Source organism: Streptomyces sp. S4.7 (genome assembly GCF_010384365.1).
Classification (GTDB): Bacteria; Actinomycetota; Actinomycetes; order Streptomycetales; family Streptomycetaceae; genus Streptomyces.
Genome location: NZ_CP048397.1, coordinates 1,081,746 through 1,104,956, shown reverse-complemented (window position 1 = coordinate 1,104,956; position 23,211 = coordinate 1,081,746). Strand labels below are relative to the sequence as shown.

General features: G+C 71.5%; 19 protein-coding genes. 17 read left to right on the top strand and 2 right to left on the bottom strand.

Annotated elements, in window-relative coordinates; all coding sequences use genetic code 11:
• From SSPS47_RS04765 to SSPS47_RS04710, 12 genes are all read left to right on the top strand, one after another.
• Window positions 1–1,287, top strand: a complete 1,287-nt coding sequence (locus SSPS47_RS04765) for a dihydroorotase (protein WP_164248984.1) — start codon at window positions 1–3, stop codon at window positions 1,285–1,287.
• Window positions 1,284–1,940, top strand: coding sequence for a hypothetical protein (locus SSPS47_RS04760; RefSeq protein WP_164248983.1), 657 nt, complete (start codon window positions 1,284–1,286; stop codon window positions 1,938–1,940). The genes SSPS47_RS04765 and SSPS47_RS04760 overlap by 4 nt, the downstream gene beginning before the upstream one ends.
• Window positions 1,937–3,088, top strand: a complete 1,152-nt coding sequence (gene carA, locus SSPS47_RS04755) for a glutamine-hydrolyzing carbamoyl-phosphate synthase small subunit (RefSeq protein WP_147877592.1) — start codon at window positions 1,937–1,939, stop codon at window positions 3,086–3,088. The genes SSPS47_RS04760 and carA overlap by 4 nt, the downstream gene beginning before the upstream one ends.
• On the top strand, window positions 3,081–6,392 hold the full coding sequence (gene carB / locus SSPS47_RS04750; protein ID WP_164248981.1) for a carbamoyl-phosphate synthase large subunit: 3,312 nt from the start codon (window positions 3,081–3,083) through the stop codon (window positions 6,390–6,392). The genes carA and carB overlap by 8 nt, the downstream gene beginning before the upstream one ends.
• 14 nt (window positions 6,393–6,406) lie before the next feature.
• The gene (locus SSPS47_RS04745; protein WP_164248979.1) at window positions 6,407–7,516 is read left to right on the top strand and encodes a quinone-dependent dihydroorotate dehydrogenase; all 1,110 of its coding nucleotides are present in this window, start codon (window positions 6,407–6,409) and stop codon (window positions 7,514–7,516) included.
• A complete protein-coding gene (gene pyrF, locus SSPS47_RS04740; protein WP_275405139.1) occupies window positions 7,513–8,406 on the top strand; it encodes an orotidine-5'-phosphate decarboxylase in 894 nt (297 codons plus the stop codon). The genes SSPS47_RS04745 and pyrF overlap by 4 nt, the downstream gene beginning before the upstream one ends.
• A gap of 233 nt (window positions 8,407–8,639) precedes the next feature.
• Window positions 8,640–8,963 (top strand): integration host factor, encoded by a 324-nt coding sequence (locus SSPS47_RS04735; RefSeq protein WP_003970367.1) that lies wholly within the window; start codon window positions 8,640–8,642, stop codon window positions 8,961–8,963.
• A 38-nt stretch (window positions 8,964–9,001) separates the two neighbouring features.
• Window positions 9,002–9,565, top strand: a complete 564-nt coding sequence (gmk, locus tag SSPS47_RS04730; protein WP_164248977.1) for a guanylate kinase — start codon at window positions 9,002–9,004, stop codon at window positions 9,563–9,565.
• A gap of 81 nt (window positions 9,566–9,646) precedes the next feature.
• A complete protein-coding gene (gene rpoZ / locus SSPS47_RS04725; RefSeq protein ID WP_023542989.1) occupies window positions 9,647–9,919 on the top strand; it encodes a DNA-directed RNA polymerase subunit omega in 273 nt (90 codons plus the stop codon).
• Window positions 9,920–10,035: 116 nt separating this feature from the next.
• Entirely contained in the window at window positions 10,036–11,286 is a 1,251-nt protein-coding gene (coaBC, locus tag SSPS47_RS04720) for a bifunctional phosphopantothenoylcysteine decarboxylase/phosphopantothenate--cysteine ligase CoaBC (protein WP_164254386.1), read from the top strand.
• 259 nt (window positions 11,287–11,545) lie between these two features.
• Window positions 11,546–12,754 carry a methionine adenosyltransferase gene (gene metK / locus SSPS47_RS04715; protein WP_147877588.1) on the top strand — a complete coding sequence of 403 codons (1,209 nt, stop codon included), beginning with the start codon at window positions 11,546–11,548 and terminating at the stop codon, window positions 12,752–12,754.
• Window positions 12,755–12,893: 139 nt separating this feature from the next.
• Window positions 12,894–15,041, top strand: a complete 2,148-nt coding sequence (locus tag SSPS47_RS04710; protein ID WP_164248975.1) for a primosomal protein N' — start codon at window positions 12,894–12,896, stop codon at window positions 15,039–15,041.
• 146 nt (window positions 15,042–15,187) lie between these two features.
• Here the strand turns inward: SSPS47_RS04710 and SSPS47_RS04705 are convergent, their stop codons facing one another.
• Complete coding sequence (locus SSPS47_RS04705; RefSeq protein ID WP_164248973.1) at window positions 15,188–15,724, bottom strand: hypothetical protein; 537 nt, start codon at window positions 15,722–15,724, stop codon at window positions 15,188–15,190.
• Between the two features lie 279 nt (window positions 15,725–16,003).
• Here SSPS47_RS04705 and fmt point away from each other — a divergent pair, with 279 nt between their 5' ends.
• The 4 genes from fmt to SSPS47_RS04685 all read left to right on the top strand — a co-directional run bounded on the left by fmt (window position 16,004) and on the right by SSPS47_RS04685 (window position 20,956).
• On the top strand, window positions 16,004–16,960 hold the full coding sequence (gene fmt, locus SSPS47_RS04700; protein WP_147877585.1) for a methionyl-tRNA formyltransferase: 957 nt from the start codon (window positions 16,004–16,006) through the stop codon (window positions 16,958–16,960).
• A gap of 83 nt (window positions 16,961–17,043) precedes the next feature.
• Window positions 17,044–18,477, top strand: a complete 1,434-nt coding sequence (locus tag SSPS47_RS04695; protein ID WP_147877584.1) for a transcription antitermination factor NusB — start codon at window positions 17,044–17,046, stop codon at window positions 18,475–18,477.
• 185 nt (window positions 18,478–18,662) lie between these two features.
• Window positions 18,663–19,628: a hypothetical protein gene (locus tag SSPS47_RS04690; RefSeq protein WP_164248972.1), complete on the top strand. Its 966-nt coding sequence runs from the start codon at window positions 18,663–18,665 to the stop codon at window positions 19,626–19,628.
• Window positions 19,625–20,956 carry an MFS transporter gene (locus tag SSPS47_RS04685; protein WP_164248971.1) on the top strand — a complete coding sequence of 444 codons (1,332 nt, stop codon included), beginning with the start codon at window positions 19,625–19,627 and terminating at the stop codon, window positions 20,954–20,956. The genes SSPS47_RS04690 and SSPS47_RS04685 overlap by 4 nt, the downstream gene beginning before the upstream one ends.
• A 21-nt stretch (window positions 20,957–20,977) precedes the next feature.
• Here the strand turns inward: SSPS47_RS04685 and SSPS47_RS04680 are convergent, their stop codons facing one another.
• Complete coding sequence (locus SSPS47_RS04680) at window positions 20,978–21,979, bottom strand: helix-turn-helix transcriptional regulator (protein WP_164248970.1); 1,002 nt, start codon at window positions 21,977–21,979, stop codon at window positions 20,978–20,980.
• Between the two features lie 307 nt (window positions 21,980–22,286).
• Here SSPS47_RS04680 and SSPS47_RS04675 point away from each other — a divergent pair, with 307 nt between their 5' ends.
• The gene (locus SSPS47_RS04675; RefSeq protein ID WP_164248969.1) at window positions 22,287–23,138 is read left to right on the top strand and encodes an enoyl-CoA hydratase-related protein; all 852 of its coding nucleotides are present in this window, start codon (window positions 22,287–22,289) and stop codon (window positions 23,136–23,138) included.
• The last annotated feature ends 73 nt before the right edge of the window (window positions 23,139–23,211 follow it).

Genomic DNA, 23,211 nt, shown 5'->3' with positions numbered 1-23,211 from the left:
ATGAGCAAGATCCTTATCCGCGGCGCCAACATCCTCGGCGGCGAGGCGCGTGACGTCCTCATCGACGGCACGGTCGTCGAACGCGTGGCCACCGGCATCGACGCCGGCGACGCCACCGTGGTGGAGGCCGAGGGCCAGATCCTGCTGCCCGGCCTGGTCGACCTCCACACACATCTGCGCGAGCCCGGCCGTGAGGACTCCGAGACCGTCCTCACCGGCACCAGGGCGGCGGCCGTCGGCGGCTTCACCGCCGTGCACGCCATGGCCAACACCTTCCCCGTCGCCGACACCGCCGGCGTGGTCGAGCAGGTCTGGCGGCTCGGCCGGGAGTCCGGCTACTGCGACGTACAGCCCGTCGGCGCCGTCACCGTCGGCCTGGAGGGCAAGCAGCTCGCCGAACTCGGCGCCATGCACGACTCGGCCGCCGGAGTGCGGGTCTTCTCCGACGACGGCAAGTGCGTGGACGACGCGGTGATCATGCGCCGGGCCCTGGAGTACGTGAAGGCGTTCGACGGAGTCGTCGCCCAGCACGCCCAGGAGCCCCGGCTCACCCAGGGCGCCCAGATGAACGAGGGCATCGTCTCCTCCGAACTCGGCCTCGGCGGCTGGCCCGCCGTCGCCGAGGAGTCGATCATCGCCCGCGACGTGCTGCTCGCCGCCCACGTCGGCTCCCGCGTCCACATCTGCCACCTCTCCACGGCCGGTTCGGTCGAGATCGTCCGCTGGGCCAAGTCCAAGGGCTGGAACGTCACCGCCGAGGTCACGCCGCACCACCTGCTGCTGACGGACGAGCTCGTACGCACGTACAACCCCGTCTACAAGGTGAACCCGCCCCTGCGCACCGAGGCCGACGTCCTGGCGCTGCGCGAGGCCCTTGCGGACGGCACGATCGACTGCGTCGCCACCGACCACGCCCCGCACCCGCACGAGGACAAGGACTGCGAGTGGGCGGCGGCGGCCATGGGCATGGTCGGCCTGGAGACCGCGCTCTCCGTCGTCCAGCAGACGATGGTCGACACCGGTCTCATCGACTGGGCGGGAGTCGCCGACCGGATGTCGGTGCGGCCCGCGCAGATCGGCCGCCTCGCCGGTCACGGCCGTCCCGTCTCGGCAGGTGAGCCCGCCAACCTCACGCTCGTCGATCCCGCTTACCGTGGAGTGGTGGACCCCGCGGGCTTCGCCTCCCGCAGCCGTAACACCCCCTACCAGGGCCGTGAGCTGCCGGGACGCGTCACCCACACCTTCCTGCGGGGCCGTGCCACGGTCGTCGACGGGAATCTGGCGTGAGCGCTGCACTGATCAATCTGGCCGCCGAACAGAAATCGGCGGAGGTGACCGACTGGGCCGCCCGCATCGGCTGGGTGGTGGGACTGCTCCTGTTCATCGCGTTCGTCTACTGGCTGATGCGGCAGGGCTGGAAGTGGCGCGGAAGCCTCCAGTCCGACCTGCCGGAGCTGCCGGTGGCACCCGAGGAGCCCGGCGCCGACGGGGACGTGAAGCTGCGGCTCAGCGGCAGGTACCACGGCTCGACGACCGCCGGTCAGTGGCTGGACCGGATCGTCGCCCACGGCCTCGGAGTCCGCAGCCGGGCGGAGCTCACGCTGACCGACGCGGGCGTGGCGGTCGTACGGCCGGGGGCCACCGACTTCTTCGTCCCGGCGGACCGGCTGCGCGCCGCCCGGCTCGACAAGGGCATCGCCGGCAAGGTCCTCGCCGAGGGCGGACTGCTGATCCTCACCTGGCAGCACGGCGACCGGCTGCTCGACTCCGGCTTCCGCTCCGACCGCGCGGCGGAGCACGCCGCCTGGGTCGAGGCGGTCAATCTCATGAACCAGTCGATCACGACGAACGACGCACCGACCACGGGCGCGTCGACCACCGACGCGTCGACCACCGCGACCAACGACGCACCCTTCACGACGGAAGGCACCGCACGATGACCCTCTCCACCCGGGGAGCCGGCAAAGCTCCCGCCGTACTCGTCCTGGAGGACGGCCGGAGCTTCCGCGGCCGCGCCTACGGGGCCGTGGGGGAGACCTTCGGCGAGGCGGTGTTCTCCACCGGCATGACCGGCTACCAGGAAACCCTCACCGACCCCTCGTACCACCGCCAGGTCGTCGTCATGACCGCCCCGCACATCGGCAACACCGGCATCAACGACGAGGACGACGAGTCCGGCCGGATCTGGGTCGCGGGCTATGTCGTACGCGACCCCGCCCGGATCCCCTCCAACTGGCGCTCCCGGCGCTCCCTGGACGAGGAACTGCTGCGCCAGGGAGTCGTCGGCATCAGCGGCGTCGACACCCGCGCCCTCACCCGCCATCTGCGTGAGCGCGGCGCGATGCGCGTCGGCATCTTCTCCGGCGACGCGCTCGCCGGCGGCGTCCTCGACGACGACACGACGCTCACCGCACGCGTGAAGGAGGCGCCCCTGATGAAGGGCGCGAACCTGTCCGCGGAGGTCGCCACCACCGAGACGTACGTCGTCCCGGCCGTCGGCACCAAGCGGTTCACCGTCGCCGCCCTCGACCTCGGCATCAAGGGCATGACCCCGCAGCGCATGGCCGAGCGCGGCATCGAGGTGCACGTGCTGCCCGCCACCGCCACCGTCGAGGACGTGTACGCGGTCGGGCCCGACGGTGTCTTCCTCTCCAACGGGCCCGGCGACCCCGCCACCGCCGACCTCACCGTCGTCAAGGGCGTGCTGGAGCGCGGCACGCCGCTCTTCGGCATCTGCTTCGGCAACCAACTCCTCGGCCGCGCACTGGGCTTCGGCACGTACAAGCTCAAATACGGCCACCGCGGTATCAACCAGCCGGTGCAGGATCGTTCAACCGGCAAGGTCGAAGTCACCGCGCACAACCACGGGTTCGCCGTCGACGCCCCGCTCGACCGGATCTCCGACACCCCCTACGGCCGCGCCGAGGTCTCCCACGTCTGTCTCAACGACGACGTGGTCGAGGGGCTCAGGCTGCTCGACCGGCCGGTCTTCAGCGTCCAGTACCACCCCGAGGCGGCCGCCGGCCCGCACGACGCCGCGTACCTCTTCGACCGCTTCACATCCCTGATGGAGGGCCAGCGTGCCTAAGCGCTCCGATATCCGGTCCGTCCTGGTCATCGGCTCGGGCCCGATCGTCATCGGCCAGGCCGCCGAGTTCGACTACTCCGGGACCCAGGCCTGCCGCGTACTCAAGGCCGAGGGCCTGCGCGTCATCCTCGTCAACTCCAACCCCGCGACGATCATGACCGACCCGGAGATCGCCGACGCCACGTACGTCGAGCCGATCACCCCCGAGTTCGTCGAGAAGATCATCGCCAAGGAGCGCCCCGACGCGCTGCTGCCCACCCTCGGCGGCCAGACCGCGCTCAACACCGCGATCTCCATGCACGACAACGGCGTCCTGGAGAGGTACGGCGTCGAGCTCATCGGCGCCAACGTCGAGGCCATCAACAAGGGCGAGGACCGCGACCTCTTCAAGGGCGTCGTCGAAGCCGTCAACGCCAAGATCGGCCACGGCGAGTCCGCCCGCTCCGTCATCTGCCACTCGATGGACGACATCCTGGCCGGCGTCGAGGAGCTGGGCGGCTACCCCGTCGTCGTACGCCCCTCCTTCACGATGGGCGGCGCCGGCTCCGGCTTCGCCCACGACGAGGACGAGCTGCGCCGCATCGCCGGACAGGGCCTGATGCTCTCGCCGACCACCGAGGTGCTCCTGGAGGAGTCCATCCTCGGCTGGAAGGAGTACGAACTGGAGCTGATGCGCGACAGGAACGACAACGTCGTGGTCGTCTGCTCCATCGAGAACTTCGACCCGATGGGCGTCCACACCGGTGACTCCATCACCGTCGCTCCCGCGATGACCCTCACCGACCGCGAGTACCAGCGGCTGCGCGACATCGGCATCGCGATCATCCGCGAGGTCGGCGTCGACACCGGCGGCTGCAACATCCAGTTCGCCGTCGACCCGGTCGACGGCCGGATCATCGTCATCGAGATGAACCCCCGGGTCTCGCGCTCCTCCGCGCTCGCCTCCAAGGCCACCGGCTTCCCGATCGCCAAGATCGCCGCGCGCCTCGCCGTGGGGTACACGCTGGACGAGATCCCCAACGACATCACCGAGAAGACCCCGGCGTCCTTCGAACCGACCCTCGACTACGTCGTGGTGAAGGTCCCGCGCTTCGCCTTCGAGAAGTTCCCCGCCGCCGACGCCACCCTCACCACCACCATGAAGTCGGTGGGCGAGGCCATGGCCATCGGCCGCAACTTCACCGAGTCGTTCCAGAAGGCACTGCGCTCGCTGGAGAAGAAGGGCAGCCAGTTCGCCTTCACCGGAGAGCCGGGCGACAAGGCCGAGCTGCTGGAGCTGGCGAAGGTCCCCACCGACGGCCGGATCAACACCGTCATGCAGGCGATCCGCGCCGGAGCCACCCAGGAGGAGGTCTTCGACTCGACGAAGATCGACCCGTGGTTCGTCGACCAGCTCTTCCTGATCAAGGAGTACGCGGACGAGCTGGCCGCCGCCGACCGCCTCGACCCCGGACTCCTCGCCGAAGCCAAGCGGCACGGCTTCTCCGACGCCCAGATCGCCGAGATCCGCGGGCTGCGCGAGGACGTCGTCCGCGAGGTGCGGCACGCGCTCGGCGTCCGCCCGGTCTACAAGACGGTCGACACCTGCGCCGCCGAATTCGCCGCCAGGACCCCGTACTTCTACTCCTCCTACGACGAGGAGAGCGAGGTCGCGCCGCGCGAGAAGCCCGCCGTGATCATCCTCGGCTCCGGCCCCAACCGCATCGGCCAGGGCATCGAGTTCGACTACTCCTGTGTGCACGCCTCCTTCGCGCTCAGCGACGCGGGCTACGAGACCGTGATGGTCAACTGCAACCCCGAGACCGTCTCCACCGACTACGACACCTCCGACCGGCTCTACTTCGAGCCGCTCACCCTGGAGGACGTCCTGGAGATCGTCCACGCGGAGACCCTGGCCGGGCCCGTCGCCGGCGTCGTCGTCCAGCTCGGCGGCCAGACACCCCTCGGCCTCGCGCAGGCACTCAAGGACAACGGCGTGCCGGTCGTCGGCACCTCCCCGGAGGCGATCCACGCCGCCGAGGACCGCGGCGCCTTCGGCCGCGTCCTCGCCGAGGCGGGCCTGCCCGCGCCCAAGCACGGCACGGCCACCACCTTCGGGGAGGCCAAGGCAATCGCCGACGAGATCGGCTACCCCGTGCTGGTCCGGCCCTCGTACGTCCTGGGCGGCCGCGGCATGGAGATCGTGTACGACGAGGCCCGCCTCTCCTCGTACATCGCCGAGTCCACCGAGATCAGCCCCACCCGCCCCGTCCTGGTGGACCGCTTCCTCGACGACGCCATCGAGATCGACGTCGACGCGCTCTACGACGGCACGGAGCTCTACCTCGGCGGCGTCATGGAGCACATCGAGGAAGCCGGCATCCACTCCGGCGACTCGGCGTGCGCACTGCCCCCGATCACCCTCGGCGGCTTCGACATCAAGCGGCTGCGGGCCTCCACCGAGGCCATCGCGCGCGGGGTCGGCGTCCGCGGTCTGATCAACATCCAGTTCGCGCTGGCCGGGGACATCCTCTACGTCCTGGAGGCCAACCCGCGCGCCTCGCGCACGGTGCCCTTCACCTCCAAGGCCACCGCCGTGCCACTGGCCAAGGCCGCCGCCCGGATCTCACTGGGCGCGACGATCGCCGGCCTCCGTACCGAGGGTCTGCTGCCCGCGAGCGGCGACGGCGGCACCCTGCCCATGGACGCGCCGATCTCCGTCAAGGAGGCCGTCATGCCGTGGTCGCGCTTCCGAGACATCCACGGACGCGGCGTCGACACCGTCCTCGGGCCGGAGATGCGCTCCACCGGCGAGGTCATGGGCATCGACTCCGTCTTCGGCACGGCGTACGCCAAGTCGCAGGCGGGGGCGTACGGCCCGCTTCCCACGAAGGGCCGCGCCTTCATCTCCGTCGCCAACCGCGACAAGCGCTCGATGATCTTCCCGGCGCGTGAACTGGTCGCGCACGGCTTCGAGCTGCTCGCCACCTCCGGCACCGCCGAGGTCCTGCGCCGCAACGGCATCAACGCCACGATCGTGCGCAAGCAGTTCGAGGGCACCGGACCGAACGGCGAGCGGACCATCGTCCAGCTCATCCACGACGGCGAGGTCGACCTCATCGTCAACACGCCGTACGGCACCGGCGGCCGGCTCGACGGCTACGAGATCCGTACCGCCGCTGTGGCGCGCGGCGTCCCGTGCCTGACGACGGTCCAGGCCCTCGCGGCGGCCGTACAGGGCATCGACGCCCTCAACCACGGCGGGGTCGGCGTGCGTTCGCTCCAGGAACACGCCGAGCACCTCATCGCCGCGCGCGAAGAGTAGGAGAGCCTGCTGCCATGTACCGACTCCTCTTCCGGCTCCTCTTCCGACGCATGGACCCCGAGCAGGCGCACCACCTGGCCTTCCGCTGGATCGGGCTCGTCGTCCGCGTCCCGGTGCTGCGCACCTTCGTCGCCGCGGCGCTCGCCCCTCGTTACGAGGCGCTGCGCACCGAGGCCTTCGGGCTGCGGATGCACGGCCCCTTCGGCCTCGCCGCCGGCTTCGACAAGAACGCCGTCGCCGTCGACGGCATGTCGATGCTCGGCTTCGACCATGTCGAGATCGGCACGGTCACCGGGCAGCCGCAGCCGGGCAACGCCCCGCAGCGGCTGTTCCGGCTGCCCGCCGACCGGGCGCTGATCAACCGCATGGGCTTCAACAACGACGGATCGGCCACCGTCGCCCTGCGCCTGGCCACCCGCCGCGAGATCTTCCGTACGACGGTCGGCGTCAACATCGGCAGGACCAAGGCCGTACCGGACGACGCGGCGATCGGCGACTACGTGACGTCGACCGAGCGCCTGGCCGCCCACGCCGACTACCTCGTCGTCAACGTCTCGTCCCCGAACACCCCCGGTCTGCGGAACCTCCAGGCCGTCGACCAGCTGCGCCCGCTCCTGACCGCCGTACGCGAGGCCGCCGACCACGTCGTACCGCAGCGGCGTGTCCCGCTCCTGGTCAAGATCGCCCCCGACCTCGCCGACGACGACATCGACGCCGTCGCCGACCTGGCCGTGGAGCTGGGCCTGGACGGCATCATCGCCACCAACACCACCGTCGCGCGGCACGGCCTCGGCCTGAAGACGGCCCCGTCCCTGCTCGCCGAGACCGGCGGACTGTCCGGGGCGCCCCTGAAGGCGCGCTCGCTGGAGGTCCTGAGGCGGCTGTACGCGCGCGTGGGCGACCGGATCACCCTGGTCGGCGTGGGAGGCATCGAGAACGCCGAGGACGCCTGGCAGCGGATCCTGGCGGGCGCGACGCTCGTCCAGGGCTACAGCGCCTTCATCTACCAGGGCCCGTTCTGGAGCCGGGGCATCCACAAGGGGCTCGCCGCCCGGCTGGCCACCAGTCAGTACGCCACCCTCGCCGAGGCCGTCGGCGCCGACACCAGGAAGGCGCACGCGTGAACGACGCCACCGTCACCGCCGCGTCCGTGGGCGCGGACACGGAGCGGGAGCCCTTCGGGGCACGCCTGCGCCGCGCCATGGACACCCGGGGCCCGCTCTGCGTGGGCATCGACCCCCACGCCTCGCTGCTGCACGACTGGGGCCTGAGCGACGACGTCGCGGGCCTGACGGCCTTCACCCGTACCGTCGTCGAGGCGCTGGCCGACCGCGTGGCCGTACTGAAGCCGCAGTCGGCGTTCTTCGAGCGGTTCGGCTCGCGCGGTGTCGCCGTCCTGGAGAAGGCGGTCGCCGAGGCGCGGGCCGCCGGCGCGCTGGTCCTGATGGACGCCAAGCGCGGCGACATCGGCTCCACCATGGGCGCGTACGCCGCCACGTACCTCGACAAGGACAGCCCGCTCTTCTCCGACGCCCTCACGGTCTCGCCGTACCTCGGCTTCGGTTCGCTGCGCCCCGCGCTGGACGCCGCGCGCGTCAGCGGCTCCGGTCTCTTCGTGCTGGCGCTCACCTCCAACCCGGAGGGCGCCGAGGTCCAGCGGGCCACCACCCAGGGCGGTTGCTCGGTCGCCCAGACGATGCTCGACCACGCCGCCGCGGAGAACGCCGGGGCGACGCCGCTCGGTTCGGTCGGCGCCGTCGTCGGGGCGACCCTCGCCGAGGCCGGGGTGAATCTCGCGATCAACGGGCCGCTCCTCGCCCCCGGCATCGGGGCGCAGGGCGCGACCCCCGCGGACCTTCCTGCTGTGTTCGGCGCGGCCGTCGGCGACGTGGTGCCGAGTGTGAGCCGGGGAGTACTCCGTCACGGCCCGGATGTTTACGTCCTGCGTGCGGCGGCGGAGCGGTTCGGCGACGACGTCCGGACGGCGGTCGAGGGCGCTCGGCGAGCGCGCTGACGCGGTTCGAACGCGGATCCTGACAGAAAAGCGGGTTGTTTTGCCGGAAATGTCCTGGTCGAGCGATGCTGACCAGGACTTTTCGGCTGTTCTCGCTGACGAGAGCGGTCTGCACCGCTAGTCTCCGTCGAGAGTCAACGCGCGGAACCATCGCTCGTTGCTCGCCTGGTGTGGGACGAACCAGTTCCGCACCGGTCCGTATCCGACAGTTCGACATCCGAGGTGACGTAGGCGTGGCTCTTCCGCCCCTTACCCCTGAACAGCGCGCAGCCGCGCTCGAAAAGGCCGCCGCGGCTCGCCGGGAGCGGGCCGAGGTCAAGAATCGACTCAAGCACTCCGGCGCCTCCCTCCACGAGGTCATCAAGCAGGGTCAGGAGAACGACGTCATCGGCAAGATGAAGGTCTCCGCCCTCCTCGAATCTCTGCCCGGCGTGGGCAAGGTGCGCGCCAAGCAGATCATGGAGCGACTCGGCATCTCCGAAAGCCGCCGTGTCCGGGGTCTCGGCTCCAACCAGATCGCGTCGCTTGAACGCGAGTTCGGCGGCAGTCCCGCCTGACGTTCCCGGGCACTCCCGGGAACCTGGATAATCGCTGCATGGCACCAGAGGTACATCCGCGGCTGACCGTGCTCTCCGGCCCTTCGGGCGTCGGCAAGAGCACGGTCGTCGCGCATATGCGCAAGGTCCACCCCGAGGTATGGCTCTCGGTGTCGGCCACCACCAGAAAGCCGCGTCCCGGCGAACGCCACGGCGTCCAGTACTTCTTCGTCACCGACGAGGAGTTCGACAAGCTGGTCGCCAACGGCGAGCTGCTGGAGTGGGCCGAGTTCGCGGGCAACCGCTACGGCACACCGCGTCTCGCGGTGCAGAGGCGCCTGGAGGCCGGCGAGCCCGTACTCCTGGAGATCGACCTCCAGGGCGCGCGGCAGGTCAAGGACTCGATGCCGGACTCACAGCTGGTCTTCCTGGCACCGCCGAGCTGGGACGAGCTGGTCCGCCGGCTGACCGGCCGGGGCACCGAGTCGCCCGAGGTGATCGAGCGCCGGCTGGTGGCCGCGAAGGTGGAGCTGGCCGCCGAGTCGGAGTTCGACATCAGCCTGGTGAACACCTCCGTCGAGGACGTGGCGCGCGAGCTGCTAGCCTTGATGGCAGTTGTCTGACCCCTGTCTGCTTGTCGCGCAGACGTCGGCAACACCCGGTATTTCCTGTATTTCCCTGTTTTTTCTTCGGAAGGCAAGAGAGTGTCCTCTTCCATTTCCACGCCCGAGGGCATCATCAACCCGCCGATCGACGAGCTGCTCGAGGCCACGGACTCGAAGTACAGCCTCGTGATCTACGCGGCCAAGCGCGCGCGTCAGATCAACGCGTACTACTCGCAGCTCGGCGAGGGCCTGCTCGAGTACGTCGGTCCGCTGGTGGACACGCACGTCCACGAGAAGCCGCTCTCGATCGCCCTGCGTGAGATCAACGCGGGTCTGCTGACGTCCGAGGCCATCGACGGCCCGGCGCAGTAACGGCGAACAATTCCTCTCACCACGGGCCCGGCAGCGCGACTGCCGGGCCCGTGGTGTGTCATGGGGGAGACGAATCCATCCGAACGCGGGGAGACACGGTGGACCAGGTGGACCAGGTGGGCCGGACGGAGCGGTCGCAGGAGCCGGGGCGGCCGGGCGGGGGCGGGCCCGGGGTCGTCCTGGGAGTGAGCGGCGGGATCGCCGGGTACAAGGCGTGCGAGCTGCTGCGCCGCCTCACCGAGTCGGGCCATGACGTACGGGTCGTGCCGACCGCGTCCGCCCTGCACTTCGTCGGAGCCGCGACCTGGTCCGCGCTCTCCGGCCACCCCGTCTCCACCGAGGTCTGGTCGGACGTCCACGAGGTGCCGCACGTGCGCATCGGGCAGTCCGCCGACCTCGTCGTCGTCGCCCCCGCCACCGCCGACCTGCTCGCCAAGGCCGCCCAGGGCCTGGCCGACGACCTGCTGACCAACACGCTCCTCACCGCACGCTGCCCGGTGGTCTTCGCGCCGGCCATGCACACCGAGATGTGGGAGCACCCCGCGACCCGGGCGAACGTCGCGACCCTGCGCGAGCGCGGAGCGGTCGTCATCGAGCCCGCCGTCGGCCGCCTCACCGGCGTCGACACCGGCAAGGGGCGGCTGCCCGACCCCGGCGCGATCTTCGAGGTCTGCCGCCGGCTGCTGGCGCGCGGCGTGAGCACGCCCGACCTGGCGGGGCGGCATGTCGTCGTCTCGGCCGGCGGGACGCGCGAGCCGCTCGACCCGGTGCGCTTCCTCGGCAACCGCTCCTCGGGGAAGCAGGGGTACGCCCTGGCCCGTACGGCGGCGGCCCGCGGCGCCCGGGTCACCCTCATCGAGGCGAACACCGGGCTGCCGGACCCGGCGGGCGTCGACGTGGTACGCGTCGGAACCGCCGTACAACTGCGTGAAGCGGTACTGAAATCAGCCGCCGACGCCGACGCCGTGGTCATGGCCGCCGCGGTGGCCGATTTCCGCCCGGCATCCTACGCCGAGGGCAAGATCAAGAAGAAGGACGGCGAGGAGCCGGCGCCGATCGTGCTCGTCCGCAACCCGGACATCCTCGCGGAGATCGGCGCCGAGCGCGCCAGGCCCGGACAGGTGATCGTCGGCTTCGCCGCCGAGACGGACGACGTCCTCGCCAACGGCCGGGCGAAGCTGCGCCGCAAGGGCTGCGACCTGCTGGTCGTCAACGAGGTGGGGGAGCGCAAGACCTTCGGGGCCGAGGAGAACGAAGCGGTGATCCTCGCCGCGGACGGCGGCGAGACGCCCGTTCCGTACGGTCCCAAGGAGGCGCTCGCCGACACCGTCTGGGACCTGGTCGTACCGGCGCTCGGGTCCGCGTAGACGAACGGAGAGTTAATTCTTCGTTCGCCCTTCCGGGCGTGTGAAATCGGCCCAAACCCAATGTTTGGGGTCGGGATAGTGGGTGATCGTCGTATCGCAGGACGGAGTGACAACCCCTAACTCCACTCCCACTGGCCGAGACGCCTGGACCTTTCTCGGCGTCTGCCGGATAAACTGGCCCCGGAACGACGCGGGGCGCAGCTCCCCGCCACTTCCGCCAAGGATCTAGCCAGCAGCCGCTGCAACCCCAGGGAGCGATGTGTCGCGCCGTCTGTTCACTTCGGAGTCTGTGACCGAAGGTCACCCTGACAAGATCGCTGACCAGATCAGCGACACCATTCTCGACGCGCTCCTGCGGGAGGACCCCACCTCGCGGGTCGCCGTCGAGACCCTGATCACGACAGGCCTGGTCCACGTGGCCGGCGAGGTCACCACCAAGGCCTACGCGCCGATCGCGAAGCTGGTCCGGGACAAGGTCCTGGAGATCGGCTACGACTCGTCGAAGAAGGGCTTCGACGGCGCCTCCTGCGGCGTCTCGGTCTCCATCGGCGCCCAGTCGCCCGACATCGCCCAGGGTGTCGACACCGCGTACGAGAAGCGGGTCGAAGGAGAGGGCGACGAGCTCGACAAGCAGGGCGCCGGCGACCAGGGCCTGATGTTCGGCTACGCCTGCGACGAGACGCCCGAGCTGATGCCGCTCCCGATCCACCTCGCCCACCGGCTCTCGCGCCGGCTCTCCGAGGTCCGCAAGAACGGGACCATCCCGTACCTGCGTCCCGACGGCAAGACCCAGGTCACCATCGAGTACGACGGCGACAAGGCCGTCCGCCTCGACACGGTCGTCGTCTCCTCGCAGCACGCCTCGGACATCGACCTGGACTCGCTCCTGGCACCCGACATCCGCGAGTTCGTCGTCGAGCACGTCATCAAGCAGCTCCTCGAGGACGGCATCAAGCTGGAGACCGAGGGCTACCGCCTGCTGGTCAACCCGACCGGACGCTTCGAGATCGGCGGCCCCATGGGCGACGCCGGCCTCACCGGCCGCAAGATCATCATCGACACCTACGGCGGCATGGCCCGCCACGGCGGCGGCGCCTTCTCCGGCAAGGACCCGTCCAAGGTGGACCGCTCGGCGGCGTACGCCATGCGCTGGGTCGCCAAGAACGTGGTCGCCGCGGGCCTCGCCTCGCGCTGCGAGGTGCAGGTCGCGTACGCGATCGGCAAGGCCGAGCCGGTGGGCCTGTTCGTCGAGACCTTCGGCACGGCCTCGGTCGACGTCGAGAAGATCGAACAGGCCATCGCCACGGTCTTCGACCTCCGCCCGGCCGCGATCATCCGCGACCTGGACCTGCTCCGCCCGATCTACGCCCAGACGGCGGCGTACGGCCACTTCGGCCGCGACGAGCCGGACTTCACCTGGGAGCGCACGGACCGCGTGGACGCGCTGCGCGAGGCGGCGGGTCTGTAAGGAAGGCGTTCCGCGTACGTCAGCGCCGACGGGCCCCGGACACCGATGGTGTCCGGGGCCCGTCGGCGTATCACGGGGGCGGGATCGGTCGGCCCCGGACCGTCCGCGGCTGTCGGTGCCGTCTGGTAAGAATTTGGCTGTGAGCAGCGACGACGAGCAGTCCGAGGAGTCCGCCGGGGGCGGTGGGCCGGAGCAGCTCGCGTTCATTCGGGAGACCGTGCGGGCCGCCAAGGTGCCCCGCGCCAAGCCCCGGACCTGGCGGGGGGCGCCATTGGCGGCGGAGTTGCCCGTGGCTCGCGTCGTGGTGAACAAAGGGGTGCTGCATCTCGACCAGTTCTTCGACTACGCCGTGCCCGAGGAGCTGGACGAGGCCGCGCAGCCGGGCGTCCGGGTGCGGGTGCGGTTCGGGGCCGGGGCGCATCAGGTGCGGGGCGGGCGCCGTGAGGGCGGGCGGCTGATCGACGGGTTCGTCGTCGAGCGGCGGGCCGAGTCGGACTACACCGGACCGCTCGCGGCACTGGCCGGTGTGGTGTCCCCGGAGCCGGTGCTCAGCCCCGAGCTGCTGGGGCTCGCGCGGGCCGTCGCCGACCGTTACGCGGGCAGCCTCGCCGACGTCCTGCAACTGGCCGTGCCACCGAGGAACGCGCGCGCGGAGGCCAGACCCTCGCCCGATCCGCTGCCCGCGCCCGGCAGGCCGGAGACGGGCACCTGGGAGCGGTACGCGAAAGGCGCGGCTTTTCTGGACGCGCTCGCCGACGGCGGCTCCCCGAGGGCCGTATGGACCGCGCTGCCCGGACCCCACTGGGCGCAGGAGCTGGCGCGGGCCGTCACGGCGACCCTCGCGTCGGGGCGCGGCGCGCTCGTCGTCGTCCCGGACGGCCGCGCGGCGGCGCGCGTCGACACCGCGCTCACCGCCCTGCTCGGCGAGGGCCACCACGCGCTGCTCACCGCGGAGGCGGGCCCGCAGAAGCGGTACGGCCAGTGGCTCGCCGTCCGACGCGGCGCGGTGCGGGCCGTCGTGGGGACCCGCGCGGCCATGTTCGCTCCCGTGCGCGATCTCGGGCTCGTCGCCATCTGGGACGACGGCGACTCCAGCCACAGCGAACTCCACGCGCCACTGCCGCACGCCCGCGAGGTCCTGCTGCTGCGCGCCGCGCACGACAAGTGCGCCTTCCTCCTGGGCAGTACGGGCTGCACCGTCGAGGCGGCCCAACTGGTCGAGACGGGCTGGGCGTTGCCGATGACGGCCGACCGGGAGCGGTTCCGTACGGCCGCGCCCCTGATCCGGACGGTGGGGGACGGCGAGCTGGCGCGCGACGAGGCCGCCCGCGCGGCCCGGCTGCCCAGCCTCGCCTGGCAGGCGGTCCGGGAAGGGCTCAGGACCGGCCCGGTCCTCGTGCAGGTCCCCCGGCGCGGCTATGTGCCCCGGCTCGGCTGCGAGCGCTGCCGTGCGCCCGCCCGCTGCCGCCACTGCGCCGGCCCCCTGGAGGCCCCCGAACAGCGGGAGTTGCACTGCGGATGGTGCGGACGCGGCGAGCCCGCCTGGCGCTGCGCGGAGTGCGGTGGTACGCGGCTGCGCGCCAGCGTCGTGGGCGCGCGGCGTACGGCGGAGGAGCTGGGCCGGGCGTTCCCGGCGGTCCCGGTGCGTACGTCGGGCCGCGACCACATCCTCGACACGGTGCCCGGCCGCCCCGCGCTGGTGGTGAGCACGCCCGGCGCCGAGCCCGTCGCCGAAGGCGGCTACGCGGCGGCGCTGCTCCTCGACGGCTGGGCGATGCTCGGCCGGCCCGATCTGAGGGCGGGGGAGGAGGCGCTGCGGCGCTGGCTGCACGCCGCTTCGCTGGTCCGGGGCCAGGCCGACGGCGGCACGGTCGTGGTCGTGGCCGAGCCCACGCTGCGGCCCGTGCAGGCGCTCGTGCGCTGGGATCCCGTGGGCCACGCCCAGCGCGAGCTGGCGGAGCGGGCGGAGCTGGGCTTCCCGCCGGTCTCGCGGATGGCGGCGGTGACCGGCGGGCCCGACGCGGTCGCCGCGTTCCTGGCCGCCGCCGAACTGCCGCCCGACGCCGAGGTCCTGGGCCCGGTCCCGCTGCCGGTCACGGACCCGGCCCGGCCCCGCAGGACCGGCGATCAGCCGCCGGGCGAGGTGTGGGAGCGCGCGCTGCTGCGCGTGCCGCCGGGCAGCGGCGCGGCGCTGGCGACGGCCCTGAAGTCGGCCCAGGCGGGCCGGCTGGCACGGGGCGGCGGCGACCCGGTGCGTATCCGGATCGATCCCCCCGACATCGGCTGACGGGGCGCCCGACCCACCCCCGGCAGCCGGGTGGTGGCCCGACCGTCGGCGACGGACGGGTGGTTGCCCGCCCGTCCCGGCCTCCCCGGCCGGCGGGTGGGCCGCACCCGCGGCCGACCCGTCCCTGCGATCGGGCAGCGGCCTCGTCAGCCGTTGCGTGGACCCGGGAACGCCCCCGGGCGTGCCTCTTCGCGGAGCGGCTGCGGCGCCACCGTCGGCTGCGGCGGCATCGACCGGGCAGCGGGCACCGCCGGGACGCCCTGCGCGGGCCCCGACGGGCGGGGCTGTGCGGAGTCCGCCGGGCGCTCGCCCTCGGCGGGGGCCGACTGCTGGGCCGCGCGTCTCGTACCGTAACGGCGGTGTACCGCCTGCTTGGTGACACCGAGCGCCGAGCCGACCGCGTCCCACGAGAAGCCCAGCGAGCGATCGAAATCCACGGCCGCCGTCACCAGACTCTCGACACTGTCCCGCAGTTCCTGCGCGAGACGGACGGTCGGGGCCGGCGCCCGGCCGTAGACGACGAAGCCCGTCGAAGGGCCTGAACGGCGCGGGCGGTAGACGTTGCCCAACTGGGCTGTGAGGGTGCGCAGTGCGTCCACCTGCCGGCGGACGCGCTCGATGTCCCGCACCAACAGGTGCAGGTTTGCCCGGGCTTGTGCGTCGTGGGTTGCGTGGTCGGCCATTAACAAGCCTCTCGAACCGGCGTTGAAACGGATCGGGCCGCACCGGGCGGCCCGTTTGAGGTCAATCTCCCTTGACAACGCGCCACCCGCCGTTGTGGTCACGCTGCGGGGGCGTATGCGCATATGCCTGGGGCGCGCGGGCTCCCGTACGCCCCCTGCCGCCCCGGCCCCGGGCGGCCCATAGACTGGTGCGCTGTCCGTCGTCGGCCGCGCCGGTGCCCGCCGCCCGCCCGCCGACGACCGACCGGAAGCCGCACGAGAGAGCGAGGAAGTCCCGCAGTGAAGCTCGTCTTCGCAGGCACCCCCGAGGTCGCCGTACCAGCCCTGGACGCACTGATCGCCTCCGACCGGCACGAGGTCGCCGCCGTCGTCACCCGCCCCGACGCGCCCGCCGGCCGTGGCCGCAGGCTCGTCGCCAGCCCCGTCGCGCAGCGCGCCGAAGAGGAGGGCATCGAGATCCTCCGGCCCGCCAGGCCCCGTGACGAGGCCTTCCTGACCCGGCTGCGCGAGATCGCCCCCGACTGCTGCCCGGTCGTCGCCTACGGGGCGCTGCTGCCCCGCGTCGCCCTCGACATCCCGGCCAACGGCTGGGTCAACCTGCACTTCTCGCTGCTGCCCGCGTGGCGTGGCGCCGCGCCCGTGCAGCACGCGGTGATCGCCGGGGACGAGACGACCGGCGCGGCGACCTTCCTCATCGAGGAAGGGCTGGACTCGGGACCGGTGTACGGCGTGATCACCGAGGACGTACGGCCCACCGACACCAGCGGTGACCTGCTGACCAGGCTCGCGTTCGCCGGTGCCGGACTGCTCGCCGCGACCATGGACGGCATCGAGGACGGCACCCTCAAGGCCGTACAGCAGCCCACCGAAGGCATCTCGCTCGCGCCCAAGCTCACCGTCGAGGACGCGCGTGTCGACTGGGCGGCGCCCGCGCTGCGTGTCGACCGTGTCGTACGCGGCTGCACCCCCGCGCCCGGCGCCTGGACCGTCTTCCGCGGCGAACGCCTGAAGCTGATCCAGCTCAAGCCGGTGCCCGACCGCACCGACCTCGCGCCCGGGGAGCCGGCCGTCGGCAAGAACTCCGTGCACGTCGGCACCGGCTCGTACGCCGTCGAGCTGCTCTGGGTCCAGCCGCAGGGCAAGAAGCCCATGAGGGCCGCCGACTGGGCCCGCGGCGTGCGGATCGCGCCCGGTGAGCGGCTCGGCGCGGCAGAGGGGGCCGCGGACGTACGCTGAGGGTGTCCCACCGCCACGCGCGGTACCACGGCACCCTCACGCGCGGCACTGTTGCGGAGCACCTTTTCAACTGCGGAGCACCTTTGAACGAGCAGGCACGTCGCCGTCCCTCCAAGACCTACCGCCGTCCCAAGAAGGATCCCGTGCGGATCCTCGCCTTCGAGGCGTTGCGGGCCGTCGACGAACGCGCCGCCTACGCCAACCTCGTCCTCCCGCCCCTCCTCAAGAAGGCCAGGGAGGCGGGTGACTTCGACAACCGCGACGCGGCGCTCGCGACCGAACTGGTCTACGGCACGCTCCGCCGCCAGGGCACGTACGACGCGATCATCTCCGCCTGCATCGACCGCCCGCTGCGCCAGGTCGACCCGCCAGTGCTCGACGTACTGGCCCTCGGCGCGCACCAGTTGCTCGGCACCCGGATCCCCACGCACGCCGCCGTGTCGGCGAGTGTGGAGCTCGCCCGCGTCGTGCTCGGCGACGGCCGCGCGAAGTTCGTCAACGCCGTGCTGCGGAAGATCTCCAAGGACGGCCTCGACGCCTGGGTGGAGCGGGTCGCACCGCCGTACGACGAGGACGCCGAGGACCACCTCGCCGTCGTCCACTCCCATCCCCGCTGGATCGTCTCCGCGCTCTGGGACGCGCTCGGGGGCGGCCGGGCCGGCATCGAGGACCTGCTCGAAGCAGACAACGAACGCCCGGAGGTGACGCTCGTCGCGCGCCCCGGACGGGTCTCGGCCGACGCACTCCTCGACACACTGGGCGAGGAGTCCGGACTGCCGGGACGCTGGTCCCCGTACGCGGTCCGGCTCACCGAGGGCGGCGAACCGGGCGCCATCGACGCCGTACGCGAAGGCCGGGCCGGAGTCCAGGACGAGGGCAGCCAGCTCGTCGCCGTGGCGCTCGCCAACGCGCCGCTGGAAGGCACCGACAGCCGGTGGCTCGACGGCTGCGCGGGCCCCGGCGGCAAAGCGGCGCTGCTGGCCGCGCTGGCCGCCGAGCGGGGCGCGCGGCTGCTCGCCTCCGAGAAGCAGCCGCACCGCGCGCGCCTGGTCGAGCGCGCGCTCGCGGGCAACCCCGGCCCGTACCAGGTGATCACCGCCGACGGCACCCGCCCGCCGTGGCGGCCCGGAGTCTTCGACCGCGTCCTGGTCGACGTCCCGTGCACCGGCCTCGGCGCCCTGCGCCGCCGCCCCGAGGCGCGCTGGCGCCGTCGTCCCGAGGACCTGGAGGGCTTCGCGCCACTCCAGCGGTCACTGCTGCGCGAGGCGCTGAAGGCCGTGCGGGTGGGCGGAGTGGTCGGCTACGCCACGTGCTCCCCGCACCTGGCCGAGACGCGCGTCGTGGTCGAGGACGTGCTCAAGGGCAGGGGCGGCCCCGCCGCCGAGGCCGAATGGGTCGACGCCCGGCCGCTGATGCCCGGCGTCGCAGCGCTGGGGGAGGGCCCCGACGTCCAGCTGTGGCCGCATGTCCACGGCACGGACGCGATGTATCTGGCGCTGCTGCGGCGCACGGCCTGAGGCCCGTCGCGAGGCCGGCCGCCCCGCACCCCTGTCGCATCGGCGCAAGGCGAAGATCCGAGCCCCCGGAGGGACGGGAGGCCGGCCGGAATCCTGAAAGAGTGAGACGTCGTCGGTGCAGCGGTCGGAGTGGGTCGCGGGGGTGCCGTCACATGCCGATGAGGTCTCTCGTAGGAGTTGCGATCGTGGCGAATGAGCGCCTGGTGACGTGGATCTGCCATCCGGACGACTTTCTGCCGGAGTATGTGGACAAGATCACCGAGCAGATGACGGAGCGCTGGGCGGAGCCCTGCGCGAGGCACGGATTCGCCTTCCGGTTCATCAGCGCGAACGAGCTCGTGCCCGCGTGCGACGAGCGCCCCCGGCTGTGGCACGACGGGGTGGATCTGCTCCGGACGCGGCAGGCGTACATCGTGGACGATGTGAGCGGCGACCCGCAGGCCACTCATTTCCTGCGGGGCATCTACCGGGCCATCGACGCCAGCGACTCCGTCCTGCTCAACCGCTCGCTCGTGGGGCCGGAATGCCTGGAGCGCGACAAGCTGGCGATCCTGGCCCGTGCGTCGACGCTCGGGGTGCGGGTGCCGAAGACGGTGGCGCTGCCCTTCGGGCGCTACGCGCGCAAGGGGCTCGACGTCGTCCGCAAGGAGATCGGCGAGGGGCCGTACATCCTCAAGGCGCGCGAGATGGGCATCGGCTTCGGTGTGCTGAAGCTGGACAGCTACGAGCAGTTGCGGGCCGCCGTCGACATCGCGTCCCAGACCGGGCAGAGCTACATCGTGCAGGAGTACCTGCCCAACAAGGGTGATCTGCGGGTGGCGATGGTCGACGGGAAGTTCGCCGCGAGCATGCTGCGCAGCCCGGCGGAGGGCGCGTACCTCGCCAACATCACCCAGGGCGGCAGTTCGAGCGCCAACCCGGACGTGGCGACCGTGCTCGGTGACGTGGAGCGGATCGTCGCGGATCTCCAGGCCGGATATCTCTGTGTGGACTGGCTGCTGACCGACGACGGGCCGGTGCTCGGCGAGTGGGGCACCGCCATGGCGGAGTTCTCCTCGATGCCCGAGCCCGCCCGGTCGCAGTTGGCCGACGCGTTCTTCCCGTGGGTCGGCCGGCTGCTGTCCGAGCCCGCCCCGGCGCACAGCGCATGACGGGAACGGCCACCGAGACGGGCACGCCGAAGGCGGGCTGGTACCCCCGGGCCGTGGGAGCGGGGCTGGGTTTCACCCTGCTGTCCAACTTCGGTCTGGCGATGGTGCTCACGCTGCTTCCGGTGGCGGTCCTGCACGGCGGGCGGATCGAGCCGTCCGTCTTCTCCTTCGCGCTGTCCGTGCATGTCGGCTCGGCCCTGGTCGGCGCGCTGGTCACGCCGATCGCGTTCAGCCGGGTCCATCCGGCCTGGGTCCTGACGATCGCCTCGTCGCTGAAGGCCGCCGGATTCGTCACCGTCGCCGTCAGCACCTCGGCTCCGGCGCTGTATCTCTTCGCGGTGCTGGCCGGTCTCGGCGTGGGCATCTCACGCCCCGCGGTGCGTTCCCTGTTGGTCGCCGCGGCGACCGACGACCGCCGCAGCCAGGTCTTCCAGGTCTTCTTCATCCTGCTGAACACCGCCTATGTGCTGGCGCCGCTCGCGGCGGGGCCGGTCGGACGGGCCGGGGTTCCCGCGCTGCTCGTCCTGGCCGTCGTCGAGACGGTGATCGGGATCACCGTCGGACTCCTCGCCCGGGGGCTCGACTTCGCGCTGCCGCCCCGGGGTGCGAACGGGCTGCGCGGACGGCTCACCGTCCTCAGGACGCCCGCGGTGGCGGTGGTGCTCGGCTACACCTTCGCGATCTACTTCGCGATGGGGTTCCTCTACGCGATGATCCTGCTGTACGAGGTGGTCAACCCCGCCCAGGCGGAGCACCGGACGCTGTTCCTCAGCTTCCAGCCGCTGGCGATCATCGCCATCCAGCTGGCGCTCCTGCCGTTCTTCACCCGGCTGAGGCGCCGCGCGCTGTATCTGATCGTCGCGGTGGGCGGGGGCACGGGGCTCGTGCTCTCCTTCAGCGGCAGTCTGACGCTCATCCTCGCGGGGCTGACGCTGTTCGCCGTCGCGGAGTGCCTGGCCTTCCCGAAGATCCAGGTGGAGGCGGCGGACACGGTGCCGCAGACACGGCTGACGGATGTCATCGGCCTCGTCAGCCTGGTCACGGCCATCGGTGAGATCTGCGGGAACATGGCGGCCGGGCTCGCGGTCAGCACCTCCGCGTCCTGGCTGCCGCAGCCGGCCCACTTCGGCATGGGGGTGGGTGTGCTGGCGGGGCTGGTGCTGCTCGTGGGCGGTCTCGCCGTCACCCGGTACGTCGTGCCCTCGGGCGCTGCCAAGGCCACGCGCGAGGTCGCGCCCGGCGGTTCCGCCGATGGTTCCCCGGACGGCTCACCCGACGACTCGCCGGACGCCTCGCCCGGAGCCTCGTCCGCCCGGGACCTGTCCTGAGCGTGGAGCTCCGGTGCCCGGTCAGTTCTGACTGTCGATCAGCTTCCCCAGGAGATAGCCCGCGTGCATCCGGTTGCGGGCCCCGATGCGCGACATGATCTCCGAGATGTGGCGCTGGCAGGTCCGCAGCGACATGCCCATGCGGCGGGCGATCACCTTGTCCTCCAGCCCTTCCACCAGCAACCGTGAGATGGAGAGCTGGATTTCGACCGAGGTGCTCTTGACCTGGCCCCGGTCGTACGAGACGGGGAACGGCCTCGCCACCGGCCAGGCGCGTTCGAACGCCTGCACGGCGAAGTCCACGATGCTCCGGTCGCTGACGACCACGGCACCGTCCCGGTCGTACTGCGGCAGGACGGCGATCTCCCGGTCGAAGATGATCATCCGCATCAAGGCGTCGCCGAGCATGCGCACTTCGACGCCCCGCTCCGTCACATGGCGGACGTAGTCCACCGTGACCTGTGAGAACTGGGCGGTGTACTGGTAGACGGTGCGCATGGTGATGCCGCGGCTCAGCACCGCTTCCGTCCGTTCGAGGGACTCGCGCAGCACATCGGCGGGGCGGGCGCCGCCCGGCTGGGAGGTGAGGATCTCCGTCCGAGCCCCTGCCGAGAGTTCGGTCAGGACCGCCCGTACGGCGGTGACCTCGGGCAGGATCTCGATCCGGGGACGGCGCAGCCGCTCGGCTGGACTCCGCTCGTAGATCTTGGTGAGGGCGTCCAGCTCCGTCATCATCCTGATGATCTGCTGCTGGCCGCTCTCCAGCTCCCTGATGGCGGGGGCGATGACGCCGGCGCCGAGCGCCCGGGGCGATCCCGGTGTGTACGTGCCGTCCCCGGCGGAATCGATCAGATGTAACTCCGTGAGGCGGCCGACCAATTGCCGCGCTCGTTCGATTCCGATTTCCAGCGCGGCGGCGATCTGTTCGACGGACGCGTTCCCCGAACCGCAGAGGAATGCGTAGGCCGAGGTGATCTCCTCGTCTATCGGGAGCGGGGAGCGATCAACATGGTGAGCTGGCATATTCACTGCACTACCTCATGTCCGAAAATTCCAGATTAATCCGTTCAGGCAATTTGGCGGGTTTTCGGCCCGTCGCATTCTCGCCTGGCGGCATTACGACGTGCATGCGCACTGGCGGCCCCCTCTCGGCAGATGGCAGATTTACGTCGTATCAGGCACTGATTACGTCGGGGGAGAAGCGAGTCGTGCTGCGCGCAATCACATGTCCAGCCGTGTCATATTCGACCGTGGCCGAAATTCACCGTGGGGCGGTGTGCTCACCGTCGATGGCGGACATCGGCCCTGATCCCGGACCGGGCAGGGCGTGATGTCCGAACTGCGCTACGGAGAGTACATTCTCGTTCACCGCACACACAACGGCCGGATCGCCGAACTGGTCCTGAATCGGCCAGAACGCATGAACGCGGTTTCCGCCGACTTCGGCGCCGCGCTGGCCGACGCGACGGCTGATCTCGGACATGACCTCTCCGTCGGCGTCACCGTCATCACCTCCCGCTGTGAACGCGCCTTCTGCGTGGGTGCCGATCTCAAGGAACGTGCCGGCTACACCGAGGCCGACCGGGCCGCGGCGCGGCCGGGCAGCCGGGCGGCGTACGCGGGCGTACTGGCGCTGCCCATGCCGGTCGTCGCCGCTGTTCAGGGCTACGCGCTGGGCGGTGGTTACGAGATCGCGCTGTCCTGCGACGTCATCGTGGCGGACCCCGGCGCGACCGTGGGGCTGCCCGAGACCACGGTCGGGGTCATTCCGGGCGGCGGCGGTACGCAGTTGCTGCCCCGCAGGGTCGGGGCGGCCGTCGCGGCCCAGCTGATCTTCAGCGGGCGACGGGTACCGGCCACCGAGGCACGCGACCTCGGGCTGGTGGACGTCCTCGCGCCCGCCGGCGCGGTCCGCGCCACGGCTCTCGACCTCGCGCGTACCTACGCGGCCAACTCGCCTGTGGCGCTGCGTGCCGCCAAGCGCGCGCTGCGACTGGGGCAGGGCCGGGATCTGGCGGCGGGGCTCGAAGTCGAGGACGCCGCCTGGCACACGGTCGCCTTCTCGGCCGACTGGGCGGAGGGCGTCGCCGCGTTCAACGGCCGCCGCCCGCCGGAGTGGCCCGGATACGGGACCGCGGACCGGAAGGGGAATCGGCCCGCGGCAGCGAACGTACCGCCGTGACGGGCGCGTCGGGGCATATGCGGAAGCAATCGGAATTTAACTATTTCCAGCCCGGCGACAGCGACGCAATGGC